Raw genomic sequence first — 14,170 nt, forward strand, 5'->3', positions numbered from 1 at the left:
GCACTATTCCGTTTCGACGAGGCCCGCGTCGTGGGCGATCAGGCCCGCCTGGGTGCGGTTGACGCATCCCAGCTTGTCCAGCGTCCGGGAGACATAGCCCTTGATGGTGGCCTCGGACAGGTGGAGACGGGCCCCGATCCGCGCGTTGGACAACCCCTCGCCGAGGCCGGAGAGCACCTCCGTCTCCCGTTCGGTCAGTGAACCGACCAGCTCCCGCGCACGGTCGCCGACCGCGTCCCGGTCGGTGGAGGCGGCGACGAGGCGGCGGGCGGCGGCGGCCGAGAGCACCGTGTGTCCCTCGGCCGCCACGCGCACCAGTCCCACCAGTTCCTCCGGTGGCGTGGACTTGATCAGGAATCCGGACGCGCCCGCCCGCAGAGACCGCAGCACGTACTGATCCGCGTCGAAAGTCGTCAGCACCACCACGGGGGGCGGCTCGGGCAGGCGCATGATCCGCTCGATCGCCGCCAGGCCACCCATTCCGGGCATGCGCAGGTCCATGAGGACGATGTCCGGCCGTGCCCGGACGACTGCCTCGACTCCGGCCGCTCCGTCGTGGGCCTCCTCGGCCACCTCGATGTCGCCGGACGAGCCGAGGATCGTGCGCAGAAAGCTGCACACCATCGGTTCGTCGTCCACGACCACTGCTCTGATCACCATCACACCGCCGGTTCCGCAGTCGGTACGTATGCGGGGAGTACAGCCTCGACGCCGAATCCGCCGTCCTCCGAGCGTCCGGCACGCAGGGTGCCGTCCACCAGCTCTATGCGCTGCCGCAGATGAGCGATGCCCAGGCCCGAGCCGGTGCCGGCCAGCATGCTGCTCGGACGGCCGGCCGGCGGACCGTTGCGGATCGTGAGCCGGACCCGGGACCGGCCGTACTCGATCCGTACCGCCACCCGCGCGCCGGGCGCGTGCTTGCACACGTTGGTCAGCGCCTCCCGAACGATCCGGTAGCAGGTGCGCCCGACCACCGGAGAGACCAGTTCCGGGTCTCCCACCTCCGTGAACTCCGTCGGTACCCCCACCGCGTCGGACTCCTGGGCGAGCATCCGGAGGCCCTCCACCGACGGTGTCCGGTCGCCTTCCGGAGCGCTGCGCAGGATGCCCACCAGATCCCGGAGCTCCTCCAGCGCCTGACAGCTGCCCGCACGCAGGTCCTCGGCCGCCTTCGCAGTCGCCTCGTCCCGCGCCGTCATCCGCAGCGCACCCGCTTGGAGAGCCATCAGACTCACCCGGTGGGTGACCACGTCGTGCATCTCCCCCGCCAGCCGGGCGCGCTCCTCGGTCCGTGCCTGCTCGGCCAGCAGGTGCCGCTCCCGCTCGGCCCGCTCGGCACGCTCGGTCAGGGCCGTCACCAGTCGACGGCGGGCGTCGAAGTACAGGCCCAGCAGCGGTCCGACGGTGGTGCGCAGAACCCCGATCATGATGACCGTGAAGGACGGTTCCCAGGGCCGCGCGACGACGGCAGCCAGCAGGGCGAGCGCGACATAGGCGCTCCGGCGGCTGCTGCGGCCCTGCCGGTAGAACAGCGGCCCGAACGCGGCGACCACCGTCGCGAAGGGCGCCCACAGCTTGGCGCCGGGCTCGGGGGTCAGCACCCCGACCGGCGAGATCAGCAAGGTCACCAGGAGCGTGAATCCACCCAGGACGGCGACGATGGTGAAGGGAGCCAGCCGACGGGCCGCCAGCGAAGCGCAGGCCGTCGCCTGCACACCGAGCAGCACCCAGGCGAGTGTGTCCGGACGGGCCGGCCACCAGGAGGCGCCCGCCAGTGTCACCGACGTGTCGAGCAGCACGAAGAAGGCCGCCAGGGCCGCATCGGCCGCGAGCCAATGGCGTCTTCGCCTCGGCTCGTCATCAGTGCGCACGCAGTGCGACATTCCACTCACGCTCCGCCGGTTCGGTGTGCGACGAACACCGACAGCCTACGAAAGTCGCACGGGTCGTCGGCGCGGGCATCCGTTCGTCGGTCCCGGAACCGACGCCCTGGTCTGCCGTGCCGCCTCCGGGTTGCCGTGGAATCGAGGCATGCAGGCGAAACAGAACGACGCAGCAGCCACGCCGAGGCTGGGCCGCTACCGGATCGACACCGACGCCTCGGCCCTCGCATTCAGCAGCAGGCACCTGTTCGGGCTGATGCCGGTGCACGGAACCTTCCGGGTCCGGTCCGGGACGGTGGAGATCGCGGAACCGCTCACCGAGTCCACGATCCAGGTGGACATCGACGCGGCGAGCTTCCACACGGGCGACGCGCGGCGGGACAAGGACGTCCGCTCGGCGCACTTCCTCGACACCGCCAGGTATCCCGTCATGGCGTTCGTCTCCGCGAGTGCGGACGCGACGGGTGTCACCGGCGTGCTCACCGTGTGCGGGATCACCCGGCCCGTGGCCCTCTCGATCCAGGACTCCGAGGTGGCCCCGGACTCTTTCACCGTCCGGGCCACGACTCGGATCGACCGGACCGAGTTCGGTGTGACGCGGGCCCGCGGGATGGCCGGGCGCCACCTCGACCTCACTTTGAAGATCAAGTGCGTGCACGTCTGAGGGGTCGCCGCCTGTCAGGTCCGCCGCAGGACACACACGCGCCGGGGCGCGGTCACCGGCGCACCCGGCTCAGCCCAGCAGCGGCCCCGTGGTGAGCGGCAGGACCGCGCCGCCGGCCAACCCGAGGAGCAGTGAGCCGGTGCCCGCCACGTAGGCGGTGCCGACTGTCACCCGGCCGGTGACCGCGTGCTGTTGGGCAGAACCCGACCGGAACACCGGGGCGAGCCAGCGCAGGTAGTAGAAGAGCGAGGCGACGGTGTTGGCGACGGCGAGCGCCGCGAGCCAGGGCCGGCCGCCGTCCACGGCCGCGGTGAAGATCTCCAGTTTGCCGAGGAAGACGCCGGTCGGCGGGGTGCCCACCAGGCCCAGCAGGCAGACGAGCAGGACGGCGGCGAGTCCTGGCCGCTGTCCGGCCAGCCCGCGGTAGTCGTCCAGGGAGCGTGCCTGCGGGAGAGCGGTGACGACGGCGAACGCGCCGAGATTGGTGAGCGCGTAGGCGGCCAGGTAGAGCAGCAGGGCGCGTTGTGCGAGGTCGGTGCGGGTGGCGACGGAGAGGGCCATCAGCAGGTAGCCGATCTGGCTGATGGTGGAGTAGGCGAGCAGCCGCTTGGTGTCGGTCTGGAAGAACGCGGCGAGGTTGCCCCAGGTCATGGAGGCGGCGGCGAGGACGGCGAGCAGCAGCGGCCAGTCGATTCCGGTGCCGGGCAGGGCCTGGTGTAGCAGGCGGTATCCGGCGATCAGCGCACCGATCTTGGGCAGGGTGGTGACGTAGGCGGCGACCGGTGGGGCGGCTCCCTCGGTGACGTCGGGTACCCAGAAGTGGGCGGGTACCGCACCGGCCTTGAACAGCAGCCCGGCCAGTACGGCGACCAGGCCGGCGGCGACCAGCGCGGGGTCGGCGCCGGGGAGCCCATCGCGCAGGGTGCGGTAGCCGGTGGCGCCGGCGGCGGCGTACAGCAGCGTGACTCCGGCGAGCATGACGGTGCCCAGCAGCGCTCCGAGCAGGTAGTACTTCAGGGCGGCTTCGGTGCCGGGGGCGTCCTTGGCGAACGCGGCGAGCGCGTAGGCGGGGACACTGGCGAGCAGATAGCCGGCGAACAGTGTCAGCAGGTCGTCGGCGCCGATCAGGACGAGGGTGCCGGTGCCGGTGAGCAGCAGCAGGACGTAGTACTCGCTCTCCCGCTTGTGGCCGCGCAGCGACTCCGCGGACATCGCGACGACGAGCAGCAGCGCCATCAGGACGGTCAGCCGTCCGGCGTTCGTCGGCGCGTCGACGGCGAAGGTGGTGTCGAAGACGGTCTGTTCCCGGCCGGTGGCCATGGTGTGGCCGGTGGCGACGATGCCGGCCAGGCACGCGGTGGCGGCCAGTGCCGCCACGGCCCACTGCCGGTTGCGGGGCAGCCAGCTGCCGGCGAGCAGGCCGCAGACGGCTGCCGCGGCGAGGAACGTTTCGGGGAGGAGTGCGGCGACGTTCTCGTTCACCGTGCCACCAGTTCCGTCACGGAGCGTCCGGCCGGTTCGACCACGTCCAGCAGGAACCGCGGAAGCACGCCGATGACCAGCGCGAGGGCCAGCAGCGGATAGGTTGCGGCGGCCTCCCGGGTGCGGAGGTCGGCGAGGCCGGACAGGGGGATTCCGGCGGGCAGCCGGGGTGGGCCGAGGAAGAGGGAGCGCAGGGCGCGCAGGAACAGCGCCGCGCTCAGCAGGATGCCCAGCAGCGCGACGCCGGTCGCGGCAGCCTGGGAGGCCAGGCTGCCGGTGAAGATCTGGAACTCGGCGATGAATCCGGAGAAGCCGGGGATGCCGAGGCTGGCGAACGCGGCGATCCCGGTGGCGGCGGCGAAGCGGGGGGTGTGCGCGGCCAGCCCCGAGTAGGCGTCGAGCGCGTAGGTGCCGCCCCGGTCGTACAGCACTCCGGTGAGCAGGAACAGGGCGCCGGTCAGCAGGCCGTGGCTGACCATCTGGACGACGGCTCCGGTGACGGCCAGGGAGCGGGCCTGGGCGTCGCTTCCGGCGAGTGATCCGGCGGCGCCGATCGCCAGCACGACGTAGCCCATGTGGTTGACGGAGGTGTAGGCGATCATGCGTTTGAGGTCGGTCTGGGCCAGGGCCACCAGTGCGCCGTAGACGACGGAGACCACGCCGACGACGACGAACACCGGCGCGTACTGCCGCCAACTGCCGGGCAGCAGCGGCATGGCGATGCGCACGAACCCGTAGGTGCCCATCTTCAGCAGGACTCCGGCGAGGATCGCGGAGCCCGCGGCGGGCGCTTCGGTGTGGGCGGGCGGCAGCCAGGTGTGCAGCGGCACGGTGGGCGTCTTGACGGCGAGCCCGGCACCGACGGCCAGCAGTACCAGGCCCGCGTACAGGCCCTGGCCCGCCAGCGGGTTGCTGCGGGTCAGTTCCACGAGGTCGAAGGTGTGCGGGTCGGCGGCCAGGTACAGGCCGATGAAGCCGAGCAGCAGGGCGAGCGAGCCGACGAAGGTGTAGAGGAAGAACTTCAGCGCCGCCGCGCGGGCGCGCTCGCCGTGGCCCCAGCCCGCGATGACGAAGTACATGCCGACGATGGACAGGTCGAAGAAGACGAAGAACAGGATCAGGTCGAGCGCCACGAACAGGCCGACGCTGACCGTCTGCAGGAACAGGAACAGGCAGGCCAGCGCCCGCACCCTGCGGGTCTCGCGCAGCATGTGGACGGCGGCGGCCAGGAAGAGGACGCAGACCATCGCGATCAGCGGCAGGGACAGCCCGTCCACGCCGACGTGGTAGCTCACCCCGGCGCCGGGCATCCAGCGCGCCCGCTGCTCGTACTGCAGTCCGCCGTGCGGGTCGAACCGGACCCAGACGGCGACGACCAGGGCCAGGTCCGCGGCGGCGGTGGCGATCCACACCCAGGAGCAGACCCGGTCCGGCACCCGGACGGCGCGCGGCAGCAGGGCCAGTACCGCGCAGGCCAGCAAGGGGAGGAAGGTGACGACGGTCAGCACGAGTGGATTACCTCACCAACAGCACGAGCAGGGTCAGCGCCGCGAAGCCGACGACGGCTTGGGCGTAGTACTGGTGCAGCAGCCCGGTCTGCGGGCGCCGGGCCCAGGAGCCGAGCCGGCGGGCCCCGGCGGCGACCGCGCTCACGGCGGCGTCCAGTCCGCCGTCGTCGGTCCGGCGGGCCAGCCGCGCGAGGGCCAGGCCGCCGCGCCCGAGTTGCCGTACGGCGCCGTCCACCACCCGGTCGTCGAAGGTGGCCAGCGACCGGGCCAGTGCCATGACGGGCCGTACGAGGAGTACATGTGCGGCGCGGTCCAGTCCCAGCCAGCGCTCGGCCCAGCGCACGCCGGGGGGCGGGCGGGAGGCCGCACGCCCGGAGCGGGCGACATGCGGCAGCCATGTCCAGGCGGCGCCCGCGGCGCCGAGGGCGACCGCTGCGGAGACGACGGCTTCCCAGGGGTGGAGCGGGGGCCGGTCCCCGGTGCCGAGCAGGGCGCTGAGCCAGTCGGCGGGACCGGGCAGTACCAACACCCCCAGGACGGCACCGGCGCAGGCGAGCGCCCACAGCGGCAGCAGCGCGGAGCGGGCGGGACGTTGCCGGTGGCCGGGCCGTTCGACGGCGTACCCGGCGTCGCTCGCGTTCGGTTCGCGGGGCAGCGGGCGGGTGACGTACCAGAGCGCCTTGACGCTGTAGACCGCCGCGAGGGCGCTCGCGGCCAGGGCGATCGCATAGAGAGCGGGGTCGTCGGCGCGGGCGGCGCCGAGCACCTGGTCCTTGGCCGCCCACAGGGACAGCGGCGGCAGCCCGGCCAGCGCCAGCGCGCCCGCCGCGAAGGCGGCACCCACCGACGGCCACCGGCGGGCGGCGCCCCGGAGCGCGGTCAGCTGCCGGGTGCGGAGCGCGGTCAGCCAGATTCCGGCGGCCAGGAACAGTCCGGACTTCACGGCGGCGTGTGCGACCAGTTGCACGGTGCCCGCGGCCACTCCCCCGCTGCCCGCCGCGAGCACCATGAAGCCCACCTGCGCCGACGTGGAGGCGGCCAGCAGTTGTTTGACGTCACGCTGGGCGACGGCGACCGCGCCCAGCAGGAGTGCGGTGAGCGCACCGCTCCAGGCGACCAGTGGTCCCGCCCAGTGGGTCGCGGTCAGCAGCGGGGGCAGCCGCAGCAGCAGGTAGGCGCCGGCGGCGACCATGGTGGCCGAGTGCAGCAGCGCGGAGACCGGACTGGGGCCCTCCATCGCCCGCGACAGCCAGAAGGAGAAGGGCAGTTGCGCGGACTTGCCCAGCGCCGCGAGGACGACACCGGCACCGGTCAGGTGCAGCCAGACCCCGTCGGCCTGCGGCAGCGCGTCCAGCCGCAGGGAGCCGACACCGCCGGCCATGGCGGCACCCGCGGCCAGATACAGGCCCAGGTCCGCTGCCCGGGTGGTCAGGAACGCGGTGTCCGCGGCGCGCGCCCGGCCCGGCTGCCGCCACCGGTAGCCGATCAGGGCCCAACTCGCGGCGCCCATCACCTCCCAGGCCATCAACAGCAGGGCCAGCGTGGTCGCGGTGACGGTGACGAGCATCGCGGCGGCGAACAGCAGCAGCAGTCCGAAGTAGCGCCCCCGGTTCTCGTCCGGGCCCGCCTCCCGGACGGAGAAGACCAGCACGGCGGTGGTGACCGCGGCGACGGTGACGACCATGACCGCCGAGAGTCCGTCCACCCGCAGTCCGGCCCGGATCCCGGCGAACAGCGGGGCGCTCGCCTGGGGCCGGGCGACCGCCGCGACGACGGCCAGCGCCAGTGTCGCGGCCCCCACGGCCGGTGCGGCCACCGGGGCGCAGGCGTTGCAGCGGCGTCCGCCGAGACAGAGCAGGGTTCCGGCGCCGAGGGGGAGGGCGAGCAGCGCCCACAGCAGTGCGCTCATCCCTTCAGGTCCCCCGCCATGTCGGTCATGTCGACCTGGCGGGCGCGGTAGATCGCCGTCGTCACGGCGAAGCCCATGGCCATCTCGACCGCCATCGCGACCACCGCGGCGACGATGACGACCTGCCCGTCGGCACCGGCGGGGGCGAGGAAGTGCCAGAACGCGGCGGCGGCGACGATGATGCCGCCGACCATCAGCTCGATCCCCATCATGATCATGACGATGGACTGCTGGGACAGCGCCCCGAACAGCCCGACGCTGAACAGGCCGGCCGCGAGTACGCAGACGAGTTCGAAGGTCACCGTCCCACTCCTCCCCCGACCGGGTCCCGGGGCGTACGCCGGTCGAGTGCGTCGCCGAAGCGGTCGTAGCGGCCCCGCCGGGTGGCCAGCACGGTGGCGCCGACCATCGTGGCCAGCAGCACGAAACCGAGCACGATCATGGTCAGCATCTGTCCGCCCATCAGCGCCCTGCCGACCTGCACGGTGGTGTCCGGCGGCGGTCCGCCCCGCCGGTCGGGCCAGGGCACCAGGAAGACGGCGGCGACGAGCGCGGCGAACACCGCGGCGCTGAGGGCCAGCGAGCCGCGCTTGTTGTGCAGCATCGACATCGGCATCAGGCCCGCCGGGTTCATCATGTAGGCGATCATGAAGACGGCCATCACCACCATCTCCATGATCATCATCAGTACGGTCACCACGCCGAGGTAGGGCAGTCCGAGCAGCGCCACCTCGCCGCCCACGCAGCACAGCGAGAGCAGCAGCGCGAAGGTGGCCCGCGCCATCGAGTCGCAGCGGAAGACCAGCACACCGCCGGCCAGGGCGAGCACGCCCAGCACCGCCGGCAGTACGGATTCCACGTCGTCTCTCCTCCTTCGGTCGGCCGTCGGCGGGCTGCCGACGGGTTCGCGGCAGTTCAGCGTCCGAGTACCAGCAGCGCGGGCACGAGGACCTGCACAAGGGTCAGCGGGACCAGAACGACCCAGGCGAACTCCACGTACCGGTCGGCCCGCACCACCGGCATCCGGCGCAGCACCCACACCAGTACGGCGAGCACCGCGAGGGTCTTGAGCGACGACCAGGCCCAGCCGGGCAGTCCGGGCCCCGACCCGCCACCGAGGAACAGCGGCACGGCCATCGCCGCGCCGGAGGTCAGCCACAGCCACCGGCCCGCCTCCAGCAGCAGCCGGTCGACTCCCGAGGTCTCCCCCAGCACACCCGCGGCGATGTCCTCGCCCGCCGGGTGGCGGAACGGCCCCAGAAAGCTGAACGCCAGCACGCCCGCCAGGTAGACGGCGAACGCGACCGGCATCCACACCGCGAACCACAGGCCGTGCTGGGCCTGCGCGATGTCGCCCACCCGCAGCGACTCGGCCGCCGTCGCAGCGGAGAGGAGGGCGAACATCAGCGGCAGTTCGTAGGCCAGCCCCTGGGCGACGAAGCGGTAGCCGCCGATCAACGAGAACGCCGCGTTCGGACCCCAACCGGCCAGCCACAGCCCGCCCCAGGTGACCACCTCCATCGCGTTGAACCACACGACTCCCACGGACAGATCGGCAACCGCCGTCCCGCCGAACGGAATCACCAGGGCGGACAGCACCGCCGCCACGGGTACGGACACCACTCCCAGCCGCCACAGCAGCCGGTCCGCGGCCGGCAGCCGCCGGGGCTGCGCGGCCAGCAGCCGGGGCACCTCCAACAGGGGACGCAGCGCCGTCCGGACGGTCGTCGGGCGCCCCGCGTCCCGTGCGGCCAGCAGCGCGTCCCCGGCGACCGCCAGCACCGCCCCGGCCAGCAGCAGCGCGGGCGCGGCCAGCAGGGACCACCAGGCTGCGGTCTCAGTCACCCGCGCCCACCTCCCCCGAAACCGCGGCCAGTTCGTCCGGGTCCGGGTCCAGGCTGGCCACGACCAGGCGTGCCGCCGCCAGTTCGGCTCCCTCCAGCAGCCCCGGCAGCACCCGCACCAGCGCCGCCGACGGCCACGGACCGTCCGGCGCACCGCCGCCCCGCGGGCCCTCCTCGGCCGGGTCCAGCGGACTTCGGTCCGCCAGCCGGTCCACGTCCCGCACCAGGGCCGCCAGCCAGGTCCGGTAGCGGGCGGGGACGTCCCCGTCGGCCCGCGCGGCGGGCCCGGTCATCCCGGCGTCCTGCGCCGCCCCAGCGGTCAGCACCCCCGCGCCGCGGGTCAGCCAGTGCAGCGTCCGGGAGCGGCCGACCCGGCGCGCGAACCGCCGCACGCCCGGCCGCAACTCCGCGCTGGACGCGCCGTCGAGCAGGTCGTCCCGCAGCCGCCGGGCCGTGGTCGCCGCCCCCGTCCATCCGGCGACCGCCAGCAGCCGCCCGAGGCTGTCCGCGTGGGCGGCGGCCCGCCGCCGCGCCCCCTCGCCCGCGTCGACGCGTTCCCCGGCAATGGCCCGGGCCCAGGGCTCTCCCCAGAACGGCGGGCCGACGCCGCCTCCTACGGGCGGCCACTCGACCTCCAGACGCTGCACCACATCGCCCTGCAGGGTGAGGCGGGCCGTCAGCGCGTCCGGCCAGTCGGCGAGGAACGGGCCCAGCGGCACATGCAGTTGGTCGAGCAGCAGCCCGTCCCGGTCCTCGCCCTGCCCGGCCATCGGCAGCCCCCAGGGCGACTCGGAGTCACCGTGGCCGCCGTGCCCGCCATGCCCGCCGTGGCCGCCGCCACTGTCCTCATCGTCGCCGTCATGCTCGTCCCGCCCGTCGCCGAATTCCGCGTCGGGCCCGCCGCCCACGGGGTTCTCGTGCCGGTGGCCCGCGTGCTGTCGTCCGGGCGACGCGGCGAGTTCGGCGCGGCAGCGGGCCAGCACCTCGGGAAGGGCGCCGGGGGTGTCCGCGCAAGCCCGGGAACGCGGTGCGGGAAGGCTCTGCCACAGCCGGTCGATCGCCGGGCGCAACCCGCGGCACTCGGGGCCCGCGACCAACAGGATGTCGGCCTCCGCGGGCGTACGGGCCCGCGGCAGGTCCTGGAGCCGGAGTTGGCGCTCGGCGGCCAGCCGGGTCGCGGTACCGCCCGGCGTCGACACCAGCAGGACGTGCGGCCGGGCGGCGGCGGCCCGCAGCGGAAGGGCCGTCAGGTCCATCGCAGCGCGCCTTCCCGCCAGGCGTACACGACACCCGCGACGAGCACGGCGAGGAAGACGAACATCTCCGTCACCGCGCTCGCCCCCACCGCGGAGACGACCCGTGTCCACGGATACATGAACACCATTTCCATGTCGAAGGCGAGGAAGAGCATCGTGACCGTGTACCAGCGGACGTGGAAGCGGCTGACCGCGTGCTCGCTCGGTGCCAGGCCCGAGTTGAACGGCCCGGCGGGCAGCGGGTCGGCGGGGCCGCGCAGCGCACGGGCGGACGCGTAGAGGACACCGACTCCCAGCAGGGCGACCCCCAGCAGCGCCACCGCGGCGGTGAGACCGCTCATCGGGCCCGTGCCCCGGATGTGCGCCGTACCTGCCGAACTGCCATGGCTGTCGCTCCCTTCCGTGCCGCGCCGTTCCGCGTCGCCGGGTCCGTGTACCCCTGGGGGGCATCTTCATGCGGCGTGATCCGCTGTCGGCTTCGAGGGTGCCCGTTGCGGGCCCGGCTTCCTGGCATGCCACGCCAGCGCGGGCCGGCTCCGATCCGGGATGCGCGAGGTGTTGTCGGGGCACCCGGCGGCTGTTTCACTGCGTGATGCCTGCGCCACGCCGCTCCGGCTCCCCCAGGGAGGCCCCATGGAGATCCCCCGTCGACATGTGCTCTCGCTGCTGTCCGCCGCGGGGCTGGCAGCGGTGCTCCCACCACCGGAAGCACTCGCCGCCAACGCCGTCCGGCCCGGTGCACACGGCGCGCCGGACGGCGGCACCGAGGTGGGAACCGAACGGCTGCTGGGCAACGCGCGCGCGATCCTGGCCGGCACGGCGGAGTCCAACGCGCGACCCGAGACGGCGGCAAAGCTGGCGGCGGTCACCGAGGCGGCGCGCGACCATCTCGCCGACATGGCAGCCGCGGGCGACGGAGAGCTGTTCCGCGGCCTGCCGCTCGGCAGCAGCGACAGCCATCTCAACACGTCCTTCAGGAAGCTGTACGAGATCGCCCTGGCCTCCCGCAGCCCGGGCGTCCCGCCCGGCGGCCCGCCGAACGACGCGGCCACCCGGAGCCGGGTGCTGGAGGGCCTCGTCCTGCTCCACGAGCGCTACTACGGCGACCAGTCGCAGGGCTATTACGGCAACTGGTTCACCTGGGAGATCGGCATCTCCACCAGCGTCACCGCCACCCTGGTCCTGCTCGCCGAGGACGCCGCCGCGCAGCAACCCGGGCTGCTCGGCCGCTACATCGCCTCCATGGACGCCTATCTGCGCCACGGCAAGGACGGCGACGTCGATCTCGACTCACGGTTCCACACCGGCGCCAACCTCGCCGACATCACCACCAACCGCATCCTGCAGGGGGCCCTGCTGGACGACGGGGCCCGGATCGGCAAGGCGCTGGAGGACCAGCTCACCGTCTACGCGACAGTGGACCCCTACCGGCTCCGGCACGGCGTGACCGACGGGCACTACGCGGACGGGTCGTTCATCCAGCACGCGTCCGTCGCCTACACCGGGTCGTACGGAAAGGGATTGCTGGCCCGTGCCGTGCAGACCCTCGGGTTCCTGGAAGGTACGGGGTACGCGCGCACCGAGGCACTGGTGCCGGTGGTCCACCGATGGGTGACCGACGGCTTCGCACCGGTCGTCTTCGAAGGCTGGATGATGGAGATCGTCAAGGGCCGGGCCGTCTCCCGCACCGGCGGCGGCTACGCCGACTGCGCCGCTGTCGCGGAAGCCGTCACCGATCTGACGGCGTACGCGGACGGCGCACGGTCCACCGCACTCAAGAGCTATGTGAAGTACCTGCAGACGGTGTCGGCGGCGCCGCCCGACCCGGCCCGCTTCGCCTCCCCGCTCACCGTGGTGCGCCACGCCGCCATCCTGGCGGACGGTTCGGTACCGGCCGAGGACCTGAATCCCGCGGCGCGCTGCACCGCCTTCGACGCGATGGACCGCACGGTGCACCGCCGCCCCGGCCACGCGTTCGCGCTCGCCCGCAGTTCGGAGCGGATCAGCAAGTACGAGTACATGAGCGGCGAGAACCTGATGCCCTGGTTCCAGGGGGACGGCGCCTACTACCTCTACCTGGCCGGGGAGGACCAGCGGCAGGCGTTCGGAGTCGACTACTACACCACCGTCCCGCCCACCGAACTGGCGGGCGTCACCGCCCCGGAGGAGCACCGCAGGACCGTACCGGAGCTGTACGGGAAGCCGTACTACGACAACCCGGACCACCCGCTGCATTTCACGCCCTCGTCCGAGTCGCAGAACACCTACGTGTACTTCCCGCGCGGCACCGCCCGCCACTCGGGCGGCGCCGTGCTGGACGCCTGCGGAGCCGCCGGGATGGTCCAGTCCGACGACGTCGCCTACGCCGAACGCGACCGGCTGCCGGACGACTTCACGGTGTACCGGAACGCGACCGCCACCAAGTCGTGGTTCATGCTGGACGACGAGATCGTGGTGCTGGCCGCCGGGGTCGGTGACCGGGCCGGACGCGCGGTCACCACGACCGTGGACGCCCGCATCGCACCTCCCGGGCATGTGCTGCGGATCAGCGGGGAGGACCGGGACGGCGACCGGCGGGCGACCGCCACGGGCACCGCACCGCTGCGCTGGCTGCGGTACGCGGACGAGACGCGCCGGACGGCCGTCGGATACGCGTTCCTCGACTCGCCCGGCGCGGAGCCCCACCCGGTCACCGTCGGACTCGAGACCGTCACCCGCAGCCACCGCGTCGTCCGCACCTCGAACCCGGACACCCCCGTCACCCGGCAACTCTTCCGCGCCGGCTTCCGCCAGGAGGCGGGTACCGCACCGCGCGCGCTGGCCTACGCGCTCGTGCCGCACGCCTCCGAGCACACGCTGCGCCGGTACGGGACCCACGGCAGCCCGCTGTCCGTGCTCGCCAACACCACCCGCCTCCAGGCGGTGCGGCACTCCGGCCTCGGCCTGCTCGCCGTGAACTGCTTCGCCCGCGGGCCGCAGAAGGTCGCCGGGCTGCGCCTCGACGGTCCGGCCTCCGTGCTCGTCCACCGGGAGCATCGCCGCGGGCAGCGGCACCACCGGGAGGTGACCGTCGCCGCCTCCGATCCCACGATGCACCGCGACCGGCTGACGCTGCTGCTGCCCGGCCGGCGGTTGCGTCCGGCCTCCCCCGCGCCGGACGTCGATGTTCACCCTGTCCGCGGCGGCACCCTCCTCGTCGTCCGCACACGGCACGCCTACGGCCGCACCTTCACGGTCACCCTGCGCTGAGCGGTCCCGGCGGACCGTCCGGCCAGGACCGTTCCGCCGCCCTACGGCGCCGGGTGCACCCGAAGCCGGCTGGGTACCCGGGGGCAGGCGGGCCGTGCGCGGTGGCCGCGGCCCGGGTGCCGAGTGAGAGGAGTGACTCGATGAGTGACCAGACCCCGATGCCCTCGCAGGCCGAGGGCGAGCGCGACAGCGGTTTCGCGGAGATGCGTTCCCTCTCGCCCGCCGAGCGGCGCAAGGCGGAGCACCCCGACTGCCCGCGGACCACTCCCTCGCAGGCCGAGGGCGAGCGCGAGGAGGAGCCGGACCGGTGACGGCCGGCCGGTCGGCCGCACCTCCCGGCTCCGGTCGGCAGTGCCGTTCGCTTCGGCCGGGCAC

General features: G+C 73.3%; 13 protein-coding genes. 3 read left to right on the plus strand and 10 right to left on the minus strand.

The window, feature by feature from the left end; all coding sequences use genetic code 11:
• Nucleotides 1-3: 3 nt before the first annotated feature.
• Both P2424_RS19640 and P2424_RS19645 read right to left on the minus strand, forming a co-directional pair.
• Nucleotides 4-657: a response regulator transcription factor gene (locus P2424_RS19640; protein ID WP_346660129.1), complete on the minus strand. Its 654-nt coding sequence runs from the start codon at nt 655-657 to the stop codon at nt 4-6.
• 2 nt (nt 658-659) lie between these two features.
• On the minus strand, nt 660-1,871 hold the full coding sequence (locus tag P2424_RS19645; RefSeq protein WP_276477061.1) for a histidine kinase: 1,212 nt from the start codon (nt 1,869-1,871) through the stop codon (nt 660-662).
• Between the two features lie 160 nt (nt 1,872-2,031).
• On the opposite strand from P2424_RS19645, the gene P2424_RS19650 reads away from it, so the two are divergent.
• Complete coding sequence (locus P2424_RS19650) at nt 2,032-2,547, plus strand: YceI family protein (protein WP_276477062.1); 516 nt, start codon at nt 2,032-2,034, stop codon at nt 2,545-2,547.
• Nucleotides 2,548-2,616: 69 nt separating this feature from the next.
• Here the strand turns inward: P2424_RS19650 and P2424_RS19655 are convergent, their stop codons facing one another.
• From P2424_RS19655 to P2424_RS19690, 8 genes are read right to left on the minus strand one after another with little or no spacing between them, the layout of a single operon-like run.
• Nucleotides 2,617-4,029, minus strand: a complete 1,413-nt coding sequence (locus tag P2424_RS19655) for an NADH-quinone oxidoreductase subunit N (RefSeq protein WP_276477063.1) — start codon at nt 4,027-4,029, stop codon at nt 2,617-2,619.
• The gene (locus tag P2424_RS19660; RefSeq protein ID WP_276477064.1) at nt 4,026-5,537 is read right to left on the minus strand and encodes an NADH-quinone oxidoreductase subunit M; all 1,512 of its coding nucleotides are present in this window, start codon (nt 5,535-5,537) and stop codon (nt 4,026-4,028) included. Before P2424_RS19660 ends, P2424_RS19655 begins: the two co-directional genes overlap by 4 nt.
• 7 nt (nt 5,538-5,544) lie before the next feature.
• Entirely contained in the window at nt 5,545-7,446 is a 1,902-nt protein-coding gene (locus P2424_RS19665; protein WP_276477065.1) for a proton-conducting transporter membrane subunit, read from the minus strand.
• Nucleotides 7,443-7,748, minus strand: coding sequence for an NADH-quinone oxidoreductase subunit K (locus P2424_RS19670; protein ID WP_276477066.1), 306 nt, complete (start codon nt 7,746-7,748; stop codon nt 7,443-7,445). Before P2424_RS19670 ends, P2424_RS19665 begins: the two co-directional genes overlap by 4 nt.
• Nucleotides 7,745-8,305 carry an NADH-quinone oxidoreductase subunit J gene (locus tag P2424_RS19675; protein ID WP_276477067.1) on the minus strand — a complete coding sequence of 187 codons (561 nt, stop codon included), beginning with the start codon at nt 8,303-8,305 and terminating at the stop codon, nt 7,745-7,747. The genes P2424_RS19670 and P2424_RS19675 overlap by 4 nt, the downstream gene beginning before the upstream one ends.
• A gap of 56 nt (nt 8,306-8,361) precedes the next feature.
• Complete coding sequence (locus tag P2424_RS19680; protein ID WP_276477068.1) at nt 8,362-9,291, minus strand: complex I subunit 1 family protein; 930 nt, start codon at nt 9,289-9,291, stop codon at nt 8,362-8,364.
• Nucleotides 9,284-10,546: a hypothetical protein gene (locus tag P2424_RS19685; RefSeq protein ID WP_276477069.1), complete on the minus strand. Its 1,263-nt coding sequence runs from the start codon at nt 10,544-10,546 to the stop codon at nt 9,284-9,286. Before P2424_RS19685 ends, P2424_RS19680 begins: the two co-directional genes overlap by 8 nt.
• A complete protein-coding gene (locus tag P2424_RS19690; protein WP_276477070.1) occupies nt 10,537-10,887 on the minus strand; it encodes an NADH-quinone oxidoreductase subunit A in 351 nt (116 codons plus the stop codon). Before P2424_RS19690 ends, P2424_RS19685 begins: the two co-directional genes overlap by 10 nt.
• 292 nt (nt 10,888-11,179) lie before the next feature.
• On the opposite strand from P2424_RS19690, the gene P2424_RS19695 reads away from it, so the two are divergent.
• Both P2424_RS19695 and P2424_RS19700 read left to right on the plus strand, forming a co-directional pair.
• Nucleotides 11,180-13,795 (plus strand): polysaccharide lyase family 8 super-sandwich domain-containing protein, encoded by a 2,616-nt coding sequence (locus tag P2424_RS19695; protein WP_276477071.1) that lies wholly within the window; start codon nt 11,180-11,182, stop codon nt 13,793-13,795.
• Nucleotides 13,796-13,935: 140 nt separating this feature from the next.
• Entirely contained in the window at nt 13,936-14,106 is a 171-nt protein-coding gene (locus tag P2424_RS19700) for a hypothetical protein (protein ID WP_276477072.1), read from the plus strand.
• Nucleotides 14,107-14,170 lie beyond the last annotated feature (64 nt).

This window comes from Streptomyces sp. WMMB303 (genome assembly GCF_029351045.1).
Lineage (GTDB): Bacteria > Actinomycetota > Actinomycetes > Streptomycetales > Streptomycetaceae > Streptomyces.

What these genes read in the sequence shown, in the direction of transcription:
- P2424_RS19650 (WP_276477062.1), top strand. Translation starts at nt 2,032, where the DNA reads ATGCAGGCGAAACAGAACGACGCAGCAGCCACGCCGAGGCTGGGCCGC.
- P2424_RS19665 (WP_276477065.1), bottom strand. Translation starts at nt 7,446, where the DNA reads ATGAGCGCACTGCTGTGGGCGCTGCTCGCCCTCCCCCTCGGCGCCGGA.
- P2424_RS19685 (WP_276477069.1), bottom strand. Translation starts at nt 10,546, where the DNA reads ATGGACCTGACGGCCCTTCCGCTGCGGGCCGCCGCCGCCCGGCCGCAC.
- P2424_RS19690 (WP_276477070.1), bottom strand. Translation starts at nt 10,887, where the DNA reads ATGAGCGGTCTCACCGCCGCGGTGGCGCTGCTGGGGGTCGCCCTGCTG.
- P2424_RS19695 (WP_276477071.1), top strand. Translation starts at nt 11,180, where the DNA reads ATGGAGATCCCCCGTCGACATGTGCTCTCGCTGCTGTCCGCCGCGGGG.
- P2424_RS19700 (WP_276477072.1), top strand. Translation starts at nt 13,936, where the DNA reads ATGAGTGACCAGACCCCGATGCCCTCGCAGGCCGAGGGCGAGCGCGAC.